This is a genomic window from Tardiphaga sp. 172_B4_N1_3 (assembly GCF_052076035.1).
Lineage (GTDB): Bacteria > Pseudomonadota > Alphaproteobacteria > Rhizobiales > Xanthobacteraceae > Tardiphaga > Tardiphaga robiniae.
In genome coordinates this window covers 1,662,295-1,684,604 of sequence record NZ_CP197238.1, presented here as the reverse complement: position 1 = coordinate 1,684,604, position 22,310 = coordinate 1,662,295, and the positions used below count along the sequence as shown (strand labels likewise).

Genomic DNA, 22,310 nt, shown 5'->3' with positions numbered 1-22,310 from the left:
TCGTACCATATCAATCAAAACTGGAAGTAAAACGCATTAAGTTCCAAAAATTCGGAAGATTCTTTCATGGCAGAAAATCTGGATAAGATCGGACTTCGCATGCTGCATTTGCTGCAGAAAGACGGGCGTCTGAGCAATGCCGATCTGGCCGCGAAGGTAAATGTCAGTCCCGCCACCTGTCATCGCCGCACGCAGCAGCTGTTTGACGAAGGCTATATCAGGAACACACGTGCCATCATTGCGCCCGAGAAGGTCAACCGCGGCGCGCTGGTCATGGTCGGTGTCGTGCTCGATCGCTCGACGCCGGAAAGCTTTGCAGTGTTTGAAAAGGCGGTGGCCAAACTGAAATTCGTTCTCGATTGCCACCTGGTCGCCGGCGACTTCGACTACTTCCTGAAAATCCGCGTCGGCGACATGGCCGATTTCAATCGTATCCACGGCACGCAGCTCATCGCACTGCCGGGCGTCCGTCAGACCCGCACCTTCTTCGTCATGAAAGAGGTGGTGGACAATGCGCCGCTAGACTTTTGAACCCAGCGCTCGCCCCCGTACCCGGCAATGCCTGGCCGTCCTAGCCGACCGGCTTCGCATATTGTTCGTCGCTGACCTTTTCCATCCAATCCGCGGTCTTGCCGTCGAGCGCTTCCTGCATGGCGATATGGGTCATGCCGGTGGTCGGCGCCGCGCCGTGCCAGTGTTTCTCGCCCGGTGGAATCCAGACGGTGTCGCCCGGCTTGATCTCAACGACTGACTGACCTTCGGTCTGAAAGCGCCCGACGCCCGCGATGACATAGAGCGTCTGCCCGAACGGATGGGTGTGCCAGGCGGTGCGTGCGCCGGGCTCAAAGCTGACGCGGAATGTCACCAGCCGCGCCGGCGCTTCCGCGACAATGACCGGGTCCTGCCAGACCGTGCCCGTGAAGTATTCCTCTGGCGCCCTTTTGGTCGGGCGCGAACCTGCGGGGAAAAGCTTCATGGCACGGTCTCCAATCTCTGGCCCTCATGGTGAGGAGGCGCGCAGCGCCGTCTCGAACCATGAGGGATGAACACTCCCTCGCCCTTCGAGACGCGGCCAAGCGGCCGCTCCTCAGGATGAGGGTATTGAGTTGGTTGATTACTTCTTCGACGCGGCGTAACGCGCCTTGGTCTCGGCATTCATCGGATACAGGCCGGGCAGCGTGGCGCCGTTATTCACCTCGTTGACGATCCAGGCTTCCATGCGCTCCTGCTCTGCGCCTTCGGCGAGGATGAGATCGAGGAAGGCCTTCGGGATCACGACAGCGCCGTCCTGGTCGGCGACGATGACGTCGTCCGGGAAAATGGCAACGCCGCCGCAGCCGATCGGTTCACCCCAGCCGACAAAGGTCAGGCCGGCAACTGACGGCGGAGCGGCATAGCCGTCGCACCAGACCGGCAGATTGGTGCCGAGCACGCCTTCGATGTCACGCACCACGCCGTCGGTGATCAGTGCAGCGACGCCGCGCTTCTGCATACGGGCGCAGAGGATGTCGCCGAAGATGCCGGCATCGGTGATGCCCATGGCGTCGACCACGGCGATACAGCCTTCCGGCATCGCTTCGATGGCGGTGCGGGTCGAGATCGGCGACGACCACGATTCCGGGGTGGCGAGATCCTCGCGCGCCGGCACAAAACGGAGGGTAAAGGCCGGACCGACGAGACGGGGCTGACCGGGGCGCAGCGGCTTGGCGCCGCGCAGCCAGACATTGCGCAGGCCCTTCTTCAGGAGAACGGTGGTGATGGTCGCGGTGGTGACCTTCGACAGGGTGGCAATGGCTTCGGGTGTCAGGGACATACGCAGGGCTCTTCAGGTCAGAGGGTGCAGGACGTTGGACTTACGGCGGCGCATCTTGCGGTGGAATGCCAGCGCGTCAAGGGCTGCCGTCTCAAAGCGCCATGCAATGTGATAAAACCTCTGCGATCAGTACGGCTTATCGCCAACATGCGTATTAATTTATTGAAGATGCACGGCTATTTTCAGATTGCGAATTCCACTCGCTGGTAAAACGCGCTATGCATGATTGTCCAATACTGACGTTGTGAGGCCATGGTCGCAGCTCTCTCCCCGCCCCGCATCCTCGCCAGTGGCGATGCTGCCATCACCGTCGAATTCAGCCGCACCATCGACGAGGAAGCCAACCGCCGGGTGCTGGCGCTCGACAAACTCGTCGCGTCGGCCGGCCTTGCTGCCGTCACCGAAACGGTCCCGACCTATCGTTCGCTGCTGGTGCATTACGATCCCTTGCAGATCGGCTTCGATGCTTTGGGTGAGAAACTGACCGAATTGGCACTCCAGCCGCTCCCCGAAGCCAAGGCGGCCCGGCGCTGGAGCATCCCCGTCGCCTATGGTGGCGAGAATGGCATTGATCTCGAGGACGTCGCGAAGGCGCTCAACATCACGCCGGACGAAGTCGTCGCACGCCATGTGGGCGGCGACTACAAAGTGGCGATGATCGGCTTCACGCCGGGCTGGTCCTATCTCAGCGGGCTGCCGAGTTCGATGCAGATGTCGCGCCGGCAGAATCCCCGACTGCTGACACCGCCCGGCACGATTTCCATCGGCGGCATCCAGACCGGCGTGCAATGCCTTGCCGGCCCCAGCGGCTGGCATCTGCTCGGACGGACCGCCGTGCGCACCTATCAGCTCGGCCGCGATCCCATCTTCCTGCTTGAACCCGGCGACGCCATCACCTTCGCGGCTGTCGATGAGAAGACCTTTGCCGAACAGGACCGCGCGGCCGAAGCCGGTGCATTCGTCGCGGAGCTGATCGCATCATGAGCAAGCTCATCGTCACTTCCGTGAGCCCCGGCACGTCAGTGCAGGATGTCGGCCGCTTCGGCGCACAGCGCTATGGCCTGGTGCCATCGGGCGCCGTCGATCGACTGGCGATGGCCGCCGCCAATGCCCTGCTCGGCAACACGCTGTTCGCAGCGACCATTGAACTCGGCCCGCTCAATTCAGTCTTCACCGCCAAAGGCGGCGCCGTGCGTGTGTCGCTGACCGGCGCGACACGGCCGGCCGATATCGCGGGCACCCCCTTCAACGTCAATACATCCGTCACGCTGGCCGACGGCGAGAGCCTCAATCTCGGCGTCGCCCGCGCCGGCACCTTTGGCTATCTCGCCATCGAAGGCGGCGTACGCGGCGAGCCGATGTTCGGCAGCCTGGCCGTGAACGCCCGCGCCGGTCTCGGCAGTCCCTATCCGCGCCCGCTGCAGGCCGGTGACGAATTGCTGGTGGCGGCTGCAAGCAGCGCCAACGAGAAGCGCATCGATTTGCCTGCGCCAGCTGAAGGTCCGATCCGCGTGGTGCTTGGACCGCAGGACGATGAATTCGGTGACGCCAAAGAATTGTTCCTCAGCAGCGAGTGGAAGATCTCGGCGACCAGCGACCGCATGGGCTATCGCCTTGAAGGCCCCGTCATCAAACATCTGCACGGCCACAACATCGTTTCCGACGGCACCGTGAACGGCTCGATCCAGGTACCCGGCAACGGCCAGCCCATCGTGCTGATGCCCGACCGTGGCACATCAGGCGGCTATCCGAAAATCGCGACCGTGATCTCAACGGATCTCGGCCGGTTCGGCCAGACCCAGCCGGGCCGCGCTTTCCGCTTTAAAGCCATCACCATGGCCGAGGCGCAGGCGGAATATCGCGCCTTCGCCGAACTGTTGCAGAGCCTGCCCGGTCGTGTCCATGATTCCAACATCCTGATGTTGGACATCAAGGCGCTGCTGTCGTCCAATGTCGCTGGTGCCGCCGTCAGTGCAACCGATGACAATACGTGGCAGGCACCGCAGACGGCAGACGCGCAAGACTGATTTCGAATCCTACTCACGAAAGAGCACGACTATGGCGACCATCGATCTGAACTGCGACCTCGGCGAAAGCTTTGGCATGTGGGAGATGGGCAACGACGCCGCGATGATCGAACTCGCAAGTTCGGTGAACATCGCCTGCGGTTATCACGCGGGCGATGCCGACGTGATGCGCAAGACGGTGCAGCTTGCGAAGGCGCGCAATGTCAGGATCGGTGCCCATCCCGGCTATCGCGATCTGCACGGTTTCGGCCGCCGCCCCATCGTCGGTCTCACCGCACTCGAGATCGAGAACCTGATCGCGTACCAGATCGGCGCCTTGCAGGCGATCGCCGCTATGGAAGGCTACAAGGTCACCCATGTGAAAGCTCACGGCGCGATCTCCAACGTCGCTTGCGAGGACGACATGACCGCCCGCGCCATCGCCGCCGGCATCAAAGCCGTCGACCGCAATCTGACCTTCGTGGTGCTGGCGAATTCCAAACTTGTAACTGCCGGCGAAGCCGCCGGACTCCCGTTGGCACATGAAGTGTTCGCCGACCGCGCCTATGAGGACAACGGCAATCTCGTCTCGCGCGAGAAGCCCGGTGCGGTGCTGCATGATCCGGTGATGGTTGCTGATCGTGTGGTGAAGATGGCACAGACCGGGGAAGTCATCTCGATCACTGGCAAGGTGATCAAGATGAAGATGGACACCGTGTGTATTCACGGCGATACGCCCGGCGCGGTGGAGCTTGGACGTCACGTGCGCGATGGGTTGAAGGCGGCGGGGATCGATGTGGCGCCGTTCAAGACGGCGCTTTAGAACTCCATCGTCATTCCGGGGCGCGTGCGACTTCGCACGCGAACCCGGAATCTCGAGATGAGGCCGCCTCTCGGCCGCACGCTACATCGAGCCGATGAACATATCGAGATTCCGGGTTCGCATGCGCAAAGATGCGCACGCGCCCCGGAATGACAGTGAATTCATCACCGATCGTTCAACATCCCCTCATGCGGCAGTCCCTCGATCGGGCATTCCTCGACACCGACCGTCGTCCGCGTGAAGGCCTCGACATTCTCGCGCGCCTTGTCGGGATTGTTGACCCAGTTCGCATAGAAATCGAACGGGCACGCCGCGACGCCCTTGTTGCTTTCGCCGGAATTGATGGTGCCGGTGTAGCCGCGATGCAGCAGCTTGAAGAGATGGTTCTCCGACTGCCCGGTGCGTCGCGCGTCGCGGATCAGTGATTTCGACAGTGCCGCATATTGAATGCCGTAATCTTCCTCGCCGCATTCGCCGAGCGTGCGGCCATCGAAACCGATGATCGCCGAATGGCCGAAATACGAATAGACGCCGTCGAAGCCTGAGGCATTGGCAACGGCAACATAAGTATTGTTGGCCCAGGCCATCGCCTTGGCCATCAGCACCTGCTGGTCCTTGGCGGGATACATGTAGCCCTGGCAGCGCACGATCAGTTCGGCGCCCTTCATGGCGCAGTCGCGCCAGATTTCGGGATAGTTGCCGTCGTCGCAGATGATCAGCGAGATCTTCAGGCCCTTCGGCCCCTCGGAGACATAAGTGCAATTGCCGGGATACCAGCCTTCGATGGGCACCCATGGCATGATCTTGCGATATTTCTGAACGATCTCGCCCTTGTCGTTCATCAGGATCAGCGTGTTGTACGGCGCCTTGTGCGGATGCTGCTCGTGCCGCTCGCCGGTCAGCGAGAACACGCCCCAGACCTTGGCCTTGCGGCAGGCCTCCGCGAAAATCTCGGTTTCCTCGCCGGGTACGATCGAGGCGGTCTCGTACATTTCCTTGGAGTCGTACATGATGCCCTGGGTCGAATATTCCGGGAACACCACCAGATCCATGCCCGGCAGACCGATCTTCATGCCGACGATCATGTCGGCGATCTTCTGCGCATTGGCCAGCACCTCGGCCTTCGTGTGAAGCCGCGGCATCTTGTAATTCACGACGGCGACGCCGACCGCGTCCTTGCTGGATGAAATATCGCCGTGATGCATCTGCGCTGGTCTCCGTTGCCGGGCGATGGTGGGCCGACGGAGGGAGACCGGGAATACGTGGATTTACGGATGCGGGTGGTGCGGCAATCTCCGCCTGTCGTCCCCGCGAAGGCGGGGACCCATAGACACCACTGTCGCGATCGGAACACTGCGGAGAATGCCAGCTTAAGCTACGGACTCGGAGGCTATGGGTCCCCGCCTTCGCGGGGACGACGGTCAAGAGTGCAGAGGGATGCTACAGGCCCGCACCCTTCCCGATGGCATCGTTGAACGATCGATCCACGATCGCATTGGCATCGAGCTTCTGCTTGATCAGTCCGCTGCGCAGATAGAGATCGATCGTCTTCTGCTCATCCGCGGCGACGCCATCGTCGATCGGTGCAATGCGGATTTTTGCGCGTGTCAGCCAGTTCAGCGGCACCGACGGCGCCACGTTCATCAGCTTGCCCCAGGTCTGCGCATAGGCGTCCGCGTTGTTCAGCGCCCAGGCGCGAGCCGCAGTGAGGCGGCGGAGATAGTCCTCGAGCTCGGCATGCTTGTCGCGGATCGCATTCGGCGTCGCCACGACAAAGCTCAGCCCCGATGTCAGGCCCTCGGCATTGAGCAGGACGCGCGACTGGAACAGCACCTCTTCCTGACTCACATAAGGCTCCCAGGTCGACCACGCATCGACTGAGCCGCGGGTATAAGCGACCTTGGCGTCCGACGGAGCGAGGAACACGATCTGCACATCGCTCGCCGTCCAGCCCTTTTGTTCCAGCGCGGCGAGAATGAGCTGATGCCCGATCGAGCCGCGGCCGGTGGCGATCTTCTTGCCCTTCAAATCGTCGAAGCTCTTGATCGTCGAGTCCTTCGGCACCAGCACGGCGAGGCCGTCGCCGGTCTGCCGGATCGCACCGATTGCCTTGACCGGCACATTGGCCGCTGCGGCAAAGGTGAAGGGCGCATCGCCGACCAGCCCGCTATCGAGTGCGCCGGCACCGAGCGCTTCCAGCAGCGGCGCTGCCGCGGCGAATTCCTTCCACTCGATCTTGTAAGGCACGTCTTTCAGCACGCCGGATGCTTCCATCACGGCGCGCGCATTGCCTTTCTGGTCGCCGACGATCAGCGTCGTCGCGGCATGCGCCGAAGATGCGAAGGCCGCGAGGATCAGGCAGGCGGCGAGGATGAGCCGTTTCATGCTGCGACAACTCCCTTGGCGGCATCACGCGCCGCAATCAGTTCGCGGGTGCGCGGGATCAGTTCGCGGCCGTAATCGATGGCGTCGATCAGGGGATCGAAGCCGCGGATCAGGAAATGGCTGACGCCGAGATCGTAGTAGTCGGCGAACACTTCGGCGACCTGCTCGGGCGTGCCGACCAGCGCGGTGGTGTTGCTGTTGGCGCCGGTGAGCGCCGCCATCTCGGTCCACAACCGCTTGTCGATGCGGGTGCCCTCCTCGGCCAGAGCCAGCAGGCGCTTGGCGCCGGCAGTGGCGTGGCCATCGGCAGGCTTGCGATAGCCGGTCTTGTCCTGCAGCGCGGTGGCGCGGGCGAGAATGTCATCGGCCTTGGCCCAGGCTTTCTCCTCGGTCTCGGCAATGATCGGGCGCACCGACAGGCTGAAACGCGGCGCCGGACGGCCATACTTGGCAGCAGCGGCCCGCACGCGGCCGGTGACGTCGCGCACCTGCGCATAGGATTCACCCCACAGCGCGAACGTATCGGCATGTTTGCCCGACACGTCGATGGCCGCATCTGACGCGCCGCCGACGAAGACATGGATCGGCACGATCGGCTTCACCTGCGAGAAGCCGCCCTCGACCTGATAATACTTGCCGGCATAGTCGAATGGTTTCTCGCTCGTCCATTCCTGCTTGATGATGTCGAGCCATTCGCCGGTGCGCGCGTAACGCTCGTCCTTGTCGTCGAGCGTATTGCCGTCCTGCCGCAGCTCCTTGGCATTGCCGCCGGTGATGACGTGCAGCGAGACGCGGCCATGGTGGAAATTCTCGATGGTGGCGAGCTGGCGCGCCAGCACCGTCGGCGCGGTGAAACCCGGACGCTGCGCGATCATCACCTTCAGCTTTTCGGTGACGCCGAGCGCATGCTGGGCGACCTGCAGGCCGTCCGGCGAGGTCGAATGGAAGGCGAGCAGCGCGCGGTCGAACCCGGCGAGCTCGTGCGCCTTCGCTACGGTTTCGATATAGCTGGGATCGAGCACCGGGCCGGAGCGCACGCGGGTCTCAGATGCGTCATTGTTGGTGATGAAGCCGATGAATTCGACGGACATGGTTGTCTCCACTTCCTGCTGTTGTTCAGATGCCGAGCGCGATGCGTCCGGCGGAAATCCTGGTGCTGTCGTCCTGCGGCGTGTGCACGCGGCCACACAGCACGTCGCGATAATGCCGCTCCAGCGGATTGGCACGGGTCAGTCCGTGATTGCTGGTCAGCGACAGCGCGTCCTCGACAGCGGCCACGGCATTGTTGGTCACTGTGAGTTTGAGGATGTTCGCCTCGACCGACGTCAGTGCGACACCCTCATCGATGTCGCGTGCAAACGTATCGAGCAGCCGCGCATTCACCGCGAGCTTCACCTCGATACCGCCGACAATCTCCTGCGCCCGCGGCAGCGTCGCCAGCGGCGCGCCGAGGCTCGATGGCGTGCGGGTCTTGAGAAAGTCGATCAGCCAGTCGCGAGCAGCGCGTGCAACGCCGTCATAGACGGCGCCCACCAGCACAGCCTGGATGGTCGCCTGCGATACATCCGGCGCGCCCCACTCGCTGGGACGGCGCAGATCCACCTCGTTGTCGAGCGGAATGAGCACATCGTCGAACACGACGTCATGGCTGCCGCTGGCGCGCAGACCGAGATGATCCCAGGTCTCGACGATCTCGGTGCCTGGCAGACCCGCCGGCACCAGAAACACGCCGACCCGCACGTCGGGCTCGTCCGTCTTGGCCCAAACAGTGTACCATTTGAGGATCGGCGCACCGGTCGAATAGATCTTGCGGCCGGTCATGCGCCAGCCTTCGGCCGTGCGCTTCGCTGTGGTTTGAGGCAGACCGCCCCGCGATGGCGATCCCTGATCGGGCTCGACGCGCAACGCGTTGATCAGCGCAGGGCCATTCACGGCGTCGCGCGACACGCGCTGCGCCAGATGCGCAGGCCAGTTGCCGTTCCGCGTGATGACCAGATGGTGGATATAGTGCATCGCCAATACAAGCGCGGTCGCGGCATCGGCCTTGCCGACCGAGTTCACAACGCGCGCAGCCTCGCGCGCCCCGGCACCCGTACCGCCCAAGGCCTTTGGCACTGGCAGCGCCAGAAGGCCCGCCTCGGACAGTTCCTGAAAATTCTCGAATGGAAAACTTGCCGCGCGATCATGCGATGGCGCACGTTCCGCAAAGCCCGGAACGAGCAAATTGACTCTGTCGATAATGCTGGGAACTGCGTCCATATCGTGCTGCTTTCGGCTTCTCTAACCCTAGAGAATGCCGTTCGGCAGGCGTTACAAGCGGTACCCGGAAATAACGACAGCGGGACTGATGGGCCTCAGACCCGCAGGTGAAAATTCTCCCCGGTGACCTCAGGCGAGAATTTTATTCGCGCGATTTTGAAGCCTGATTCAGGAATCTGCCGCCTTGCCCCGACTGCCGGCGATATGACTGGTGAGCTTCTGTGTGACCTCACGCCGCAACGCATTGAATTCGGGCGATGCGACATCGCGCGGGCGCGGAAGGTCGACCTCGATTTCGCAATCGATCCGGCCAGGCCCGGCCGACATCACGATAACGCGATCCGCCAGCATCACGGCTTCCTCGACCGAATGCGTCACGAAAATCACCGTGAGACCGGTGGTGCGCCAGATCTCGACGAGTTCCTCCTGCAGCTTGCTGCGCGTCAGCGCATCTAGCGCGCCGAACGGTTCGTCCATCAGCAGCACATCGGTGTCGTTGCTCAGCACGCGCGCGATGGCGACGCGTTGCTTCATGCCGCCGGAAAGCTGGTGCGGATAGCGATCGGCAAAGGCCGTCAATCCCACCATGGCCATGAACTTGTCGGTGAGTTCGTCCACGACCTTGCTCGCGACACGGCGATGTTTGGGGCCGAAGCCGATATTGTCGCGCACGGTCAGCCACGGAAACAGCGCATAATCCTGAAACACCATGCCGCGATCCGGGCCCGGCTTGTCGACGGGAAAGCCGTACATGGTCACCGAGCCCTGAGAAGCTTTCTCGAAACCGGCGACGATGCGCAGCAAGGTGGACTTGCCGCAGCCCGACGCTCCGAGCAGACAGACGAACTCGCCCTTGCGGATGGTGAGGTTGACGCCGCGCAGTGCTTCGACCGGGCCGTTGGAAGCCTGGTAGAATTTCTGCACGTTGCTCACTTCGAGGATATCAGGCGCAATTGTGGTCGGTCGATCAAGCATGATGCTGTGGGCTCCAGCGAAGGAAGTAGTTGCTGAGCATCAGCAGGATGCGATCCGACACGAAGCCGGTCATGCCGATGATGATCATGCCGGTGATCACGAGATCGGTGCGCGACAGTGTGCGGCCATCCATGATGACGGCGCCGAGGCCTTCGGGCACGCCGGTCATCTCGCCGACCACGATCAGGATCCATGCGAAGCCTGCGCCGAGACGAAGCCCGTTGAAAATGCTCGGCAACGCTGCCGGTAAGACGACGGAGCGGAACTGCTGCGCGCCGCTGCAGCCGAGCATCTCCGCCGCTTCGAACAACCTGATATCGACGGAGCGCACGCCGAACACCGTATTGAGCAGGATCGGAAAGAACGCGCCGAGGAACACCAGGAAGATCGCCGCGCGCGGGCCGAGACCAAAGAAGATCATCGACAACGGCAGCCATGCCGTCACCGGGATCGGCCGTAGCAGCGACAGCGTCGGATCAAGCAATTTGCGCAGCAACGGCATGCGCCCGATCATCAGGCCAAGCGGAATGCCGATCGCCGCCGCACAGAGAAAGCCGCCATAGACGCGCTGCACGCTCTTCCAGAAATGGATCGGCAGGCTGGCGCTGTAGGCGTCGTCATAAATTCCGCCGAAAGCGAAATCCCACATCATCACGGCGACGCCATAGGGCGACGGCACCAGTCGCGTGCCGGTCCAGCGCACCATGACGTCCCAAATCACCATCAGGCAGACCGGCACGATCAGCGCGAGCGCAACTGTGCGCGCCCGCTGCACACCCTGCCCGCGCTTGCCGGCCGCAGGCACCGGGGTTTCCGCTGCCGGCGCAAGCTGTACCCTGTTGGACGTATCGTCCATCATGCTTTGCAGGCTCACGATGCGCTCACGTGGCCGCCAGCGCCTTCACGAAGCTCGCATCGATGAAGGTCTTGTAGTCCGGTAACTGCCGTATCTGCTTCTTGGACAGCATCTGGCCGCCGTAATATTCTGCCTGCTTCATGAACTGGTCGTCGATATTCCAGGTCAGCTCCACATTGGGCGCGGCCTTCTCGATCGACGGCTTCTGCTGGCCGAGCTTCTGCATGGCGATGGCGATGAAGGCCTCGCGGTCCTTCATGGCATATTCGCTGGCCAGGCGGTGGGTCTTGAGCAGCGCCTTGATCAGTTCCGGATCTTTCTCGATCAGTTCGCGGCGCGTGGCGAGCACCATGTTCAGCGAACCGGTCGGCGTGGTGTAGGGATATTCGACGATCTGGCCGACGCCATTGGCGAGGCTAATGCCTGGCCCGGGCTCGGCGCCCACATAGGCGTCGATGTCGCCGCGGGCGAGCGCCGGCGCCATGTCGCTGAACGACAGACGCACGGACTCGACGTCCTTCACCGTCATGCCTTCGGCGGAGAGGCGATCGAGGATCACGACTTCCTGGGTCGAGCCCGGCAGGATCGCGACTTTCTTGCCCTTGAGGTCCTTGATCGTATTGATCCCGGAATCCTTCTTGGCGACGACCGCCATGCCGCGATTGCAGGCAGATGCGATGACGACGACTGGCTCACCATTGGCGCCGCCGAGCGTCGCCGCGGCAAAACCGAAGATGCCGAAATCGACAGTGCCGGTCACGACGGCGTTCTTGCCGTCGGTCGGGGTTTCGAACGGGATCACCTCGAACTTGACGCCATCAGGCGCGAATTTCTCGTAGAAATACGGCGTGACGCCGTGAATGAGCTTCAGCGTTCCGATCTTGACCACGCGGTCGGCAGCGAAGGCCTTGATGCTGGTCGTGGACAGCGCCGCAGCAATGGCCGTCAGGCGGATGAAATCACGTCGGTTGGTGCTGTACATGTCATTCCCTTGGGCTGAACCGTGTGTCAGCCCAAAAGGAATGCAATAACCATGCCTCGTATACAGCTATCGGTGGAGCATGCCCTCGCCCGCAACGGACCATAGTCGGGAGGAGCTCACCACGTCGCGTCCAGCCCGAGCAGCCCCAGGATCTGTCGTCGCAGCTCGGCCAGATGTGGATCGCCACGGTGGCGCGGATAGGGCCGGTCCACCGTGATATCCGCCGTCACCCGCGCCGGACGATCGCTGAACACGATGACGCGATTGGCGAGGAACAGCGCCTCCTCCACGTCATGGGTCACCAGCAGTGCCGTGAAGCCGTTGCGCTGCCACAGCGACACCAGTTCGGCCTGCATGGTGATGCGTGTCAGCGAATCCAGTTTGCCGAGCGGCTCGTCGAGCACGAGGATGCGCGGATCGTTCACCAGCGCCCGCGCCAATGCCACGCGCTGTGCCATGCCGCCCGAGAGCTGATGCGGATAGGCCTTCCGGAAGGCTCCGAGGCCGACGAGATCGATCGCCGCATCGACGCGGTGACGCTGCGTCTTGAGTACGCCCTGCGCTTCCAGCCCGAGCGCAACATTGTCCCACACCGTCCGCCACGGAAACAGCGTCGGGTCCTGAAACACGACAACGCGGGACGGGTAAGGGCCGGTGATGGCGACGCCATCCTCATCCAGCGTGCCGGCACGCGGCGGCTCGAGACCCGCCACCAACCGCAGGAGGGTAGACTTGCCGCAGCCGGAGGGACCGAGCAGCGCAACGAATTCGCCGGGTGCGACGGATATGCTGACATCGTCGAGCACCGGCAACACGCTGCCATCGATATCGAAGGCGTGGCTGACGCCCTTGACCTCCAGCGACGCGCCGGTCGCCGCTGGCTTGAATGCTGTCGCGAGCGCTACCATTTGACGACACCCTTCTGCCAGACCAGCAGGCGGTCGCGCACCTTGAACAGCAGCGTGATGGCGCCCGAGCAGAGCAGCGACATCACGATCAGCGCCGCATACATGTTGTTGTAGGACGCCCAGCCCTGCGCCCATTGCAGATAGAAGCCAAGCCCGGCCTTCACACCGATCATCTCGGCCACGACCAGTACCGCGAAGGACGCGCCGAGCCCCATGAACAGGCCGACAAACACATGCGGCAGCGCCGCCGGGATCGCGACCTTGGTCACCAGAAACGACGGCTTGGCACCGAGCGTTCGTGCGACGTCGTAATAGGCGGTGCTGACGCTGGCTACGCCCGACCAGGTCAGCACCGTCACCGGAAAGGCGGTGGCAAGCGCGATAAGGAACGTGCTGGCGCTCCAGGCGGATGGGAACGTGAAGAACGCAATCGGCAACCAGGCCGTCGCCGGCAACGGTCCGATGAAGCGCAGGATCGGATGCACCCAGTAGCCCGCGAGCCGCGACCAGCCGATGGAGACGCCGGTGAGGAAGCCTACGACCGCGCCGATGAAGTAGCCGCCAAGCTGCAGCTTCACCGAGGCGAAGGCGCTATCGAGCAGCTTCGGCAGGTCGTCGGTATAGACCTCGACGATCGACTGCGGTGGCGGAAAGAACGGCAGCGGCAGCCAGCCGAATTTCGCCGTCGCAAGCTCCCACAGCGTCAGGAACGCTCCCAAGGCAAACAGCCAGGGCGCGCGTCGCTGCACGCCGTCGCCGAACTTGCCGAGCGCTGCCTGCGCCGTGGTCGCAATCGCGATGCCGCCAGCAATCGCGAATGCCGTATAGGCCACTGCTTCGGTGCGTGGCCAGTCGCCGATATCTGGCCATCGCAGGCACGACAGGCCGAAAGCCAGCCAGGCGAGCCCTGCCCCGATCCCCGTAATGCTAAAACGAAGCTTGCTGACGAATTGAAGTCCGCCATCGCCAGCAATGAGCGCGGTCTCGCGGTCACCGCCAAGCGGTGCGATCTCAGACGCGGAATACGTCGGCATAGATGCGCTCCGCGAATTTGGTGGTGTCGGTGCTCGGTTTGAACACCGAAACCGTCTTGAGATCGTCGGCGTAGGATTTCAGCTCGCGCTTCAGCGCATCGCCCACGGGGTGATGATGATGGGTGTGATACTTCACCATGCCCAGCAGATCTTCGACGGTGGCATTCTTCGGCGCATAGGGCTGGAACGACTTCGCGGCCTTCTCCGGATTTTGCGATGCGAACATCGCAGCATCGAGCAGTGCCTGCGTCAGGCCGCGCGCGACCAGAGGATCGTCACGCAGCAGGCTGCCGCGCACGCCGACGATGCAGCAGCTGATATCCTTGTAGAGGCCATCGAGATTGGAGCCGACTTCCTTCAGCTCGCCATCCTTGAGCCAGAGATAGGCCAGCGGATCGGATGCCAGCCCGATCTGCGCCTCGCCCTTCTCCACGGCGAGCCGCACGAGGTTGCCGGGATATTGCCGCCACTCGACGTCCTTGTCCGGGTTGAGGCCGGCCTTGGCGAGCTGGATCGAGAAAAAGTTCTTGTCGGGCCCGGCCATATCGCCGACGGCGATGGTCTTGCCCTTGAAATCCGCGACGCTCTTCACTTCCGATTTCGCCGGCGCCAGCGCGCGCAGGCAGCCGCCATGGGTCCCGGCGACGATCTTGACGTCGAAGCCCTGCTCCAGCGGCTTCAGCCAGCGCAGCGCCATACCCAGGCCCGCATCGGATTTCCCCGTGGCGATGGCTTCGAGAAGCTGGTCCGTCGAGCCGCTGTAATTGACCAGCTCGACATCGAGGTTCTGCTTCTGGAAGAAGCCATGATCGATGGCGACCGGCAGCGGCGCAAGGCAGACCGCGCCGGCATTCCAGGAAAGCTTCAATTTGCGCGGTGCACCGGTGAGCGCGGGCGCCTCCGATGCGGTCCTGCAGATCGGAAACTCGGAAAAATCGATGGGTGACGCCTGCCGGAACGGAAACGCCTGCGCGCCCCATACGCCGAGTGGTGCGGCCAATGCGGCTGCAGCGCCGCCGCGCAACAGCGACCGGCGATCCATCAGCGGCTTGCGGTTGTGATCATCGTTCGACATCTGGTCTCCTTGCGATCGGCACAGCGCTGCCCATGGCCACAACACATGGTGTTGCGGCTCGCGCTGATGCGATGGTCAATGTGTTAAGTGGAAGCTCAGCCGTGAGAGTCCGTCGACTCCCGCCCCTGTGATTTCGATGGTACGAGGATGCGCAGCGCGGCGGCTTCGGTCAATAAAATGGAATTTTGAATGTCGCGCAGGATGGAGAGATTATCTCCAATGAGAGCAGCGCCGGGAGAGAACGCAATTTATCGCTGAGGAAGCGTTCTACTGATGACGCAGTTGAAGCAAAACAGTTCTCTCGCAAACGCGCGCTCCCCTCATGGTGAGGAGGCGCGAAGCGCCGTCTCGAACCATGAGATGCCGGCGCTCCGAGTCTGCGGCCATCCTTCGAGACGCCCGCTAATGGCGGGCTCCTCAGGATGAGGGGTAGAGATATCAATATACGTCGAGCTGAAAACGTCCCTTCTTCTTCAGCTCGCTGACAAACATTACTGCCTCGTCGGTCGAACGCGCGCCATGCTGGGCGGCGATATCGACCAGAGCCCGCTCCACATCCTTCGCCATGCGCTTGGCATCGCCGCAGACATAGACATGGGCGCCTTCGGCGAGCCAAGTCCAGACGTCGCGGCCGACCTCGCGCATGCGATCCTGCACGTAGAACTTCTCGCCGGCGTCACGCGACCAGGCGAGCGACAACCGTGTGAGGAAGCCTTCGGTCTTCATGCCATTGAGTTCGTCGGCATAGAAGAAATCCGAGGCGCTGCGCTGATGGCCGAAGAACAGCCAGTTCTTGCCCGGCGCCCTGGTGGCCTTGCGGTCGTGCAGGAACGCCCTGAACGGCGCGATGCCGGTGCCCGGCCCGACCATGATGATCGGCGTCTCCGGATTTTCCGGCAGCGCAAAGCCATGCGCCTTCTGGACATAGACCTTGAGCTCGTCGCCGGGCTGGATGCGATCGGCGAGGAAGCTCGAGGCCAGACCATGGCGCTTACGCTTGCCGACCATATAGCGAACGATATCGACGGTGAGCGACAACCGGCCCGGCGTCGCATTGTGCGATGACGAGATCGAGTAGAGCCGCGGCTGCAGCGGTTCCAGCGCTTCGATGAAAGCTTCCGGATGCGGACGCACGCCGGAGAATTTCTGCAGCGCAGCCATCACGTCGAGCGTTGCCGCATCGCCATCGGGGTCTTCCCCCTGCGCCAATGCGCGTGCCTTGGCGCGCTGTGCCCCGCCGGTGAGATAGGACATCAGCTCGAACAGGCCGTCCGGTGCCGGGGCCAGCGAGACGTCGTCTTGTAGCACTTCACGCAGCGTCTTGCCACGCACTTCCGTCATATGCGACGCGCCGAGCAGAGCGATGATCTGGTCGACGTGACCGAGATCGTTCGATGCAAAGATGCCGAAACTGTCGCCGACGACGTAATCGAGCCCGCAGCCCGACAGATCGAAATCGATATGCCAGGTCTCCTTCTCGGAGCCTTTGCCGTTGAGCAGGCGGCGGCCGAGAAACACCGCGGGTGCGGGATTGTCGCGCGAGCGTCCGAGCGTCGACGGATCCGGCACAGCAACTTCGGCCGGCTCCGCAGCAGTCGTCGCTGCTGCCGCGGGCGCAGCACCGGCCGGTGCTTTGTCGAGCTCTTCATAGAGCGACTTCAGCATCCGCGCGGTTTCCTTGCCGCCCGGCACGCACAGGTTCAGCCGCGCCTCGGCTTTCGAGGCAATCGCGTCGGAATAGTCGTTGCAGTTATAGCCGCACTGGCCGCAGTCCTGCTGCGCCATCGCCGCCATCATCTTGCGACGAACCGGCTTGCCTTCGGCGAGCTTCATGCGATCGGCGATCGGCATGGTCTGGTCATGCCACGGCGCGCCGTCGTCTTCCTCCATGATCGCGGCGCCCTGCTCGGCAGAGAGCGGCGTCGCCGGCGCATCGGACAGCAGGCCGGCGAAGAAGCCGTTCAGCCAGGAGCGTTGCGCTTCCGAGAACGGCGCAGACGCAGGAATGATCTCGAGTTTGGGCGGCGGCGTCATCTGGTTCATGCGGACACCTGTTCATCAGCGAGCTTACGCAACGAAGCCGCGTCGTGACGGCGCGAGAAAGTGAGGAACGTCTCGTCCGGCGACGCGCGGTGGGCGAGATAGGCTTTCAGCAGCCGCTCGACGACGACAGGCGCGTCCTCGGACTTCACGTTCTGATAGACCTCCTGCCCGACATCGGCCTGCGGGCCGAAGCCGCCGCCGGTGAAGATATGGAAGCCATCCACGGTGTCGTCGCTATCGTCCAGCGCCACGCGCGCGCCGATCATGCCGATGTCGCTGATGTAATGCTGCGCGCAGGAATGATGGCAGCCGGTGAGATGGATGTTGATCGGCGTATCGACCTCGACGCGGGTATCACACCATTCGGCGATGTTTGTTGCCGTGCGTTTGGTATCCGCATTGCCGAACTTGCAACCGGCGCGACCGGTACAGGCGATCAGGCCGGCGCGGATCTCGGTGGTCTTGATGGCAAGGCCAAGGGCTTCGATGGCCGCAGTCGCCAGCGCAACATTCGCGTCTTTCACACCGGGGATCAGCAGATTCTGCCACACCGTGAGGCGGATATCGCCGTCGCCGAGATCGGCCGCAATCTTCGAAAGCCCTCGCATCTGATCGCAGGTCACTTTGCCAAGTGGCAACACGACGCCGATCCAGTTCAACCCGTCCTGCTTCTGCCTGTGCACGCCAATATGCGCCGTGCGGTCGAATTCCGGCCGCGGCATCAGCGCCTCTGCAGAAATGCGCGTGAATGGCTGGCCGAGCTTCTCTTCAACGAGGGTGAGGAACTTCTCCATGCCCATGCCGTCGATGACGTATTTCAGCCGCGCTTTAAGCCGGTTGGTGCGGTCGCCGAGATCGATGAAAACGCGCACGATAGCGTCGGAGACCTTGGTGGAGTCCTCCGGTCTCACGATGATGCCGGTATCGGTGGCGAAATCCTTGTGGCCAGTGATGCCGCCGATGCCGAGCTTGAACCAGACGCCGGGCGCGGCGCCGAAACCATCTTTCACTTCGACTGCCTGGAAGGCGATGTCGTTGGTGTCCTCCAGCACGGCGATCTTGCCGGCGCCGTCGAAGGCAACGTTGAACTTGCGCGGCAGGCCGGTGAGCGTGCGGTCATTGAGGATGTGATAGTGCCACTCGCGCGCATAGGGGCGCGTGTCCAGCAGTTCCTGCGGATCGATGCCCGCGGTCGGCGTGCCCGTGACGTTGCGGATGTTGTCGGCCCCGGAGCCGCGTGAGCACAGACCGAGATCCTGGATACCCTCGATCAGTTTCACCGCATTTTTCGGCGGAATCTCGCGCACCTGCAGATTGGCGCGCGTGGTCACATGCGAGAACGGACCGCACAACTCGTCACTAAGATCGGCAAGACCCGCAAGCTGCCAGTGCTTCATGATGCCGTTCGGGATCCGAAGCCGGCACATATAGGAGTCCTGCGTCGGACCCACATAGAAGATGCCGTAATAGCGCCACCGAAAATTGTCGGCCGGCGATGGCCGCGCATCGATCGCGGCCTGATCGCGCAGCCGCGGATAGGCGTCGAACGGATGTTCCTCGCGCTTCCATTTCTCCTGCTCAACCAGCTTCTTGCCCGATGCAATCGTGCGATCCTGCGCCTTGATATGCGGCGCATCCGGTCCGGTCGGCTCCGCATTGGCTTTGGCTGACGCGCCGCCGCCGAGACCCTTGCCGACACGGTTGATCTGCAGCCCCGTCGAGAAGCCTTCGAGGTAGCGCTTCTGTTCGTCAGTAAAGTCGATGGAGAGCGTTTCAATTTTCATGCGGGACGAAGCTCCTGCGGGCCACAGCGTGGCTTCAACGGGGATAAGGATCGCGGACCGCACAGGCTCAGGTCAGCGCGTCGCGCCGGCTTGAATTCTGGAAGCGATCCGATCAGCCTCGTTGCTGCGGAAATCCATCTGAACTGGCCGGCGGGCATCAGCGAACGCCGGTTGACTAGAGACATTCAAGTCTCGTGCCAGACCGTCATCGACGGAAAAACGTCAAGAAATCAGGGGATTGAGGTCGAGATCGGGCCGAACCCGGCCGTTCGGTGCCAGCGTTTGTGCACCGCACGCTCAATAATTAGACGGTGGGAACGTCAATGGCAGCTATCGTTGCGAAGGCCCCGCGCGACGAAGCGATCCAGCATGGGCTCGTGGCCATTCGGATTGCCGCCTCGGTAAGAGGAAAGCTGGCGAACCAGCTTTCCTTGACCTCATCATGAGGTGCAAAAGTGAGGGCGGGCCTAAGCCGTTAGACCGCCTCGAACGCCGCCGGATCAGCGGCTCCGTCGTCCAGCACTTGCGTCTGCCGCAGCATGTCCTCGATGCCATCTATCGCGCGACCCACATCGACCGTCGACGTGTCGATCCGCAGCTCGACCGTCTCCGGCGCCTGATAGTCGTTGGCGATACCGGTGAAGCCCGGCAGGTCGCCGGCGCGGGCCTTGGCGTAATGCCCCTTGGGATCGCGCTGCTCGCAGATCTCTGCCGGAGTCGCGACATAGATCTCGCGAAATGCAGTATCGACCGCGCTGCGGGCCTCGGCGCGGTCGCCGCGCGAGGGTGAGACAGCCGCGACGATGGCGATATGACCGTTGCGGGCGAGATGGCCGGCCATCTCCGCCAGCCGCCGGACATTCTCGCTGCGATCGGCGGCGGAGAAGCCGAGGTCGCGATTGAGTCCGGCGCGCAGCGTGTCGCCGTCGAGCAGGATCGGCGAACCGCCTTTGGCGAACAGACGGTGCTCTAGCGCCCGCGCCAGCGTCGACTTGCCCGATCCCGGCAATCCCGTGAACCACACAACCGCGCCTTGATGGCGGTAGCGCGCCGAACGTTCCTCAGGATGCAGTGCCGACTGCACCGGCACGATGTCCGACGACACCGCGCGTTGGGCAGTATCAAAGGAGAGCACGAGACCGCCACCGGCGATCCGGCCACCGACCTCGATCACGAGACGTCCGGTGCGCGGATTGTCGATGTAGCGATCAGCGGCGACCGGTTGTGCCAGTGCGATCTCGATTTCGCCGACGTGATTGCGGGCGATCTGTTTGGTCTCGACACTGGCCAGTTCGCCGGGATCGATCGCCTTCTCGATCGCGATCACACGGCCGCGCACTTCGCGCACGCCGAGCCGCACCAGGATCGACGATCCCGCTGTCAGCGGCTGATCGTGCAGCCAGAAGATCCGCGCCCGCAGCCGTCGTGTATCCGATGGCACCGCGCCAGCATGCGCGATCACGTCGCCGCGCTCGACGAACAGTTCGCGGTCGAGCGTGATACCGACGGATCGCCCTGCCCCGTGCTCGCCTTCCAGCGGCGTCGCCGACCAGCGCTCCACGCTCTTGATCTTCGCTCGCTTGCCGGCGGGCATGATCACCACGTCGTCGCCGACAGCCAGATGACCGGCCTCGATACGCCCGGCCACGATACGCCGGTCGTCAAACTTGTAGATCGCCTGTACCGGTAGCCGCAGCGGCAATTCATCAAGCGCGAGTGCCGGCTTCAACGCATCGAGCGCCCCTACGACCGTCGGCCCGCGATACCAGCCGATACGGTCGGTATGGGTGGCGACGCCATCGCCATCCCGCGCCGAAATCGGAATCACCGCGGCGGGCGTGACGCCGAGTTCAATGAGATGCGCCGAAATTTCGTCGCTGATCGCCTGAAAGCGCTCGGCGCTGAAATCGACGCGGTCCATCTTGTTGACGACGACGGCCACCTGCTTCACGCCCAGCAGATGCAGCAGATAGGCATGGCGCCGGGTCTGATCGCGAACGCCTTCCAGCGCATCGACGATCAGCACGGCGCCATCGGCCTGCGATGCACCGGTGATCATGTTACGCAGAAACTCGGCGTGGCCGGGCGCGTCGATCAGAATGACGTCGCGCAATTTGGTGCGGAAGCGGATCTGCGTGGTATCGATGGTGATGCCCTGGTCACGCTCGGTCTGCAGCGCATCGAGCAGGAACGACCATTCGAACGGCATGCCGCGCCGGGCGCTCACCGCTTTCAGCATCTCCAGCTTGCCATCCGGCAAGCCGCCGGTCTCGTGCAGCAGACGACCGACCAGCGTCGACTTGCCGTGATCCACATGGCCGACGATGACGATGCGCAGTTGCGGGCGCGTGGTGCCGTTGGGCATTCCGAGCGAGGTCGGATTGACGGGTTTGGTCATGGCATCACCTCTACAGATAGCCGGCGACGCGCAGTCGCTCGAAGGCATCTTCGGTTTCGTGATCGAGTGCGCGGCCGGCGCGCTCGGGAATCGTGGTGCCATCGAGCTCGACCAGGATTTCGGCAATCGTGCTGGCGGTGGATGCGACGGGATTGGTGATGTCGGCATCGCCCAGCGAGCGGTAGCGCTTGCCGTCCTTGGCCAGATAGAGCGGGATGATCGGGATATTTTCGCGCGCCGTGTAGGCCCAGATGTCCGCTTCGGTCCAATGCAGGATCGGATGAATGCGCAGATGCGCACCGGGCGGCGGCGAGGCGTTGAACTGATCCCAGAATTCCGGCGGCTGGTCGCGCACGTCCCATCCGCCCTCGACGCCGCGCGGCGAGAACACGCGCTCCTTGGCACGGGTCGCCTCTTCGTCCCGCCGAATGCCGGCGATCAATCCGTCGAAGCCGTGCTTCGCCAGCGCAAGCTTGAGACCTTCGGTCTTGCGCGCTGCGGAGCGCGCCGCCGGCGGCAGTGTCGGATCGACACTATCGATCGACGGGCAATATTCGACGGTGAGGTCGAGTCCCCACTCCTTCGAATAATGATCGCGAAAGGCGTACATCTCCGGAAACTTCTTGCCGGTATCGACATGCAGCGCGGGGAACGGCACGTGGCCGAAGAACGCCTTGCGCGCCAGCCAGATCATGACGTTGGAGTCCTTGCCGAGCGACCACAGCAAGGCCAGCTTCTTCAGCCGGGCGAAGCCCTCGCGCAGGATGTAGATGCTCTGCGCTTCCAGTTGATCGAGGTGGTCCATCGATACCACGTCCGATCGGACGCGTTCGAGATTGGTCGACGTCATACGCCTTCTCCAGGTCCTCAAAACCGCCGTGAGATTCGCCGTTGCTCACGAAGCGGATACGCTCGGAGAAAGTGCATCTCTGGAACTCGATTTATGGGGTCAAAAAATCTAAACTGCGC

20 protein-coding genes are annotated in these 22,310 nt (G+C 63.0%); 4 read left to right on the top strand and 16 right to left on the bottom strand.

Annotated elements, in window-relative coordinates; genetic code table 11:
• Positions 1-66: 66 nt before the first annotated feature.
• Positions 67-531 (top strand): Lrp/AsnC family transcriptional regulator, encoded by a 465-nt coding sequence (locus AB7783_RS07705; protein ID WP_089264361.1) that lies wholly within the window; start codon positions 67-69, stop codon positions 529-531.
• A 40-nt stretch (positions 532-571) separates the two neighbouring features.
• Here AB7783_RS07705 and AB7783_RS07700 read toward each other — a convergent pair whose 3' ends face one another.
• Together AB7783_RS07700 and AB7783_RS07695 are read right to left on the bottom strand one after the other, a co-directional pair.
• Positions 572-976, bottom strand: coding sequence for a (R)-mandelonitrile lyase (locus AB7783_RS07700; RefSeq protein WP_120289781.1), 405 nt, complete (start codon positions 974-976; stop codon positions 572-574).
• A 138-nt stretch (positions 977-1,114) separates the two neighbouring features.
• Positions 1,115-1,813 carry a ribonuclease activity regulator RraA gene (locus AB7783_RS07695; RefSeq protein ID WP_089264363.1) on the bottom strand — a complete coding sequence of 233 codons (699 nt, stop codon included), beginning with the start codon at positions 1,811-1,813 and terminating at the stop codon, positions 1,115-1,117.
• Positions 1,814-2,065: 252 nt separating this feature from the next.
• Here AB7783_RS07695 and pxpB point away from each other — a divergent pair, with 252 nt between their 5' ends.
• The 3 genes from pxpB to AB7783_RS07680 are packed head-to-tail and all read left to right on the top strand — an operon-like array spanning position 2,066 to position 4,642.
• Positions 2,066-2,797: a 5-oxoprolinase subunit PxpB gene (pxpB, locus tag AB7783_RS07690; protein ID WP_441277303.1), complete on the top strand. Its 732-nt coding sequence runs from the start codon at positions 2,066-2,068 to the stop codon at positions 2,795-2,797.
• Positions 2,794-3,840: a biotin-dependent carboxyltransferase family protein gene (locus AB7783_RS07685; RefSeq protein WP_441277302.1), complete on the top strand. Its 1,047-nt coding sequence runs from the start codon at positions 2,794-2,796 to the stop codon at positions 3,838-3,840. The genes pxpB and AB7783_RS07685 overlap by 4 nt, the downstream gene beginning before the upstream one ends.
• Positions 3,841-3,871: 31 nt before the next feature.
• Positions 3,872-4,642 (top strand): LamB/YcsF family protein, encoded by a 771-nt coding sequence (locus AB7783_RS07680; RefSeq protein ID WP_441277301.1) that lies wholly within the window; start codon positions 3,872-3,874, stop codon positions 4,640-4,642.
• Positions 4,643-4,806: 164 nt separating this feature from the next.
• On the opposite strand, the gene AB7783_RS07675 is transcribed toward AB7783_RS07680, so the two are convergent.
• From AB7783_RS07675 to cysD, 14 genes are all read right to left on the bottom strand, one after another.
• Positions 4,807-5,847: an aliphatic amidase gene (locus AB7783_RS07675; protein ID WP_149534101.1), complete on the bottom strand. Its 1,041-nt coding sequence runs from the start codon at positions 5,845-5,847 to the stop codon at positions 4,807-4,809.
• Between the two features lie 235 nt (positions 5,848-6,082).
• Positions 6,083-7,027, bottom strand: a complete 945-nt coding sequence (locus tag AB7783_RS07670) for an ABC transporter substrate-binding protein (RefSeq protein WP_441277300.1) — start codon at positions 7,025-7,027, stop codon at positions 6,083-6,085.
• On the bottom strand, positions 7,024-8,118 hold the full coding sequence (locus AB7783_RS07665; protein ID WP_441277299.1) for an LLM class flavin-dependent oxidoreductase: 1,095 nt from the start codon (positions 8,116-8,118) through the stop codon (positions 7,024-7,026). The genes AB7783_RS07670 and AB7783_RS07665 overlap by 4 nt, the downstream gene beginning before the upstream one ends.
• A gap of 25 nt (positions 8,119-8,143) precedes the next feature.
• Entirely contained in the window at positions 8,144-9,286 is a 1,143-nt protein-coding gene (locus tag AB7783_RS07660; protein WP_441277298.1) for an acyl-CoA dehydrogenase family protein, read from the bottom strand.
• A 168-nt stretch (positions 9,287-9,454) separates the two neighbouring features.
• Positions 9,455-10,261, bottom strand: a complete 807-nt coding sequence (locus tag AB7783_RS07655) for an ABC transporter ATP-binding protein (RefSeq protein WP_441277297.1) — start codon at positions 10,259-10,261, stop codon at positions 9,455-9,457.
• Positions 10,254-11,117 carry an ABC transporter permease gene (locus AB7783_RS07650; RefSeq protein ID WP_441279662.1) on the bottom strand — a complete coding sequence of 288 codons (864 nt, stop codon included), beginning with the start codon at positions 11,115-11,117 and terminating at the stop codon, positions 10,254-10,256. The genes AB7783_RS07655 and AB7783_RS07650 overlap by 8 nt, the downstream gene beginning before the upstream one ends.
• Positions 11,118-11,142: 25 nt before the next feature.
• Complete coding sequence (locus AB7783_RS07645; RefSeq protein WP_175369094.1) at positions 11,143-12,099, bottom strand: ABC transporter substrate-binding protein; 957 nt, start codon at positions 12,097-12,099, stop codon at positions 11,143-11,145.
• A gap of 116 nt (positions 12,100-12,215) precedes the next feature.
• Positions 12,216-13,007 (bottom strand): ABC transporter ATP-binding protein, encoded by a 792-nt coding sequence (locus tag AB7783_RS07640; RefSeq protein WP_441277296.1) that lies wholly within the window; start codon positions 13,005-13,007, stop codon positions 12,216-12,218.
• Entirely contained in the window at positions 13,001-14,041 is a 1,041-nt protein-coding gene (locus tag AB7783_RS07635; RefSeq protein WP_439058344.1) for an ABC transporter permease, read from the bottom strand. Before AB7783_RS07635 ends, AB7783_RS07640 begins: the two co-directional genes overlap by 7 nt.
• Positions 14,019-15,116, bottom strand: coding sequence for an ABC transporter substrate-binding protein (locus AB7783_RS07630; protein ID WP_441277295.1), 1,098 nt, complete (start codon positions 15,114-15,116; stop codon positions 14,019-14,021). Before AB7783_RS07630 ends, AB7783_RS07635 begins: the two co-directional genes overlap by 23 nt.
• Positions 15,117-15,554: 438 nt before the next feature.
• The gene (locus AB7783_RS07625; protein ID WP_441277294.1) at positions 15,555-17,159 is read right to left on the bottom strand and encodes a sulfite reductase subunit alpha; all 1,605 of its coding nucleotides are present in this window, start codon (positions 17,157-17,159) and stop codon (positions 15,555-15,557) included.
• Complete coding sequence (locus AB7783_RS07620; RefSeq protein ID WP_441277293.1) at positions 17,156-18,943, bottom strand: NirA family protein; 1,788 nt, start codon at positions 18,941-18,943, stop codon at positions 17,156-17,158. The genes AB7783_RS07625 and AB7783_RS07620 overlap by 4 nt, the downstream gene beginning before the upstream one ends.
• A gap of 475 nt (positions 18,944-19,418) precedes the next feature.
• Positions 19,419-21,341, bottom strand: coding sequence for an adenylyl-sulfate kinase (cysC, locus tag AB7783_RS07615; protein WP_441277292.1), 1,923 nt, complete (start codon positions 21,339-21,341; stop codon positions 19,419-19,421).
• A 10-nt stretch (positions 21,342-21,351) separates the two neighbouring features.
• The gene (cysD, locus tag AB7783_RS07610) at positions 21,352-22,191 is read right to left on the bottom strand and encodes a sulfate adenylyltransferase subunit CysD (protein WP_068731681.1); all 840 of its coding nucleotides are present in this window, start codon (positions 22,189-22,191) and stop codon (positions 21,352-21,354) included.
• Between the last annotated feature and the right edge of the window lie 119 nt (positions 22,192-22,310).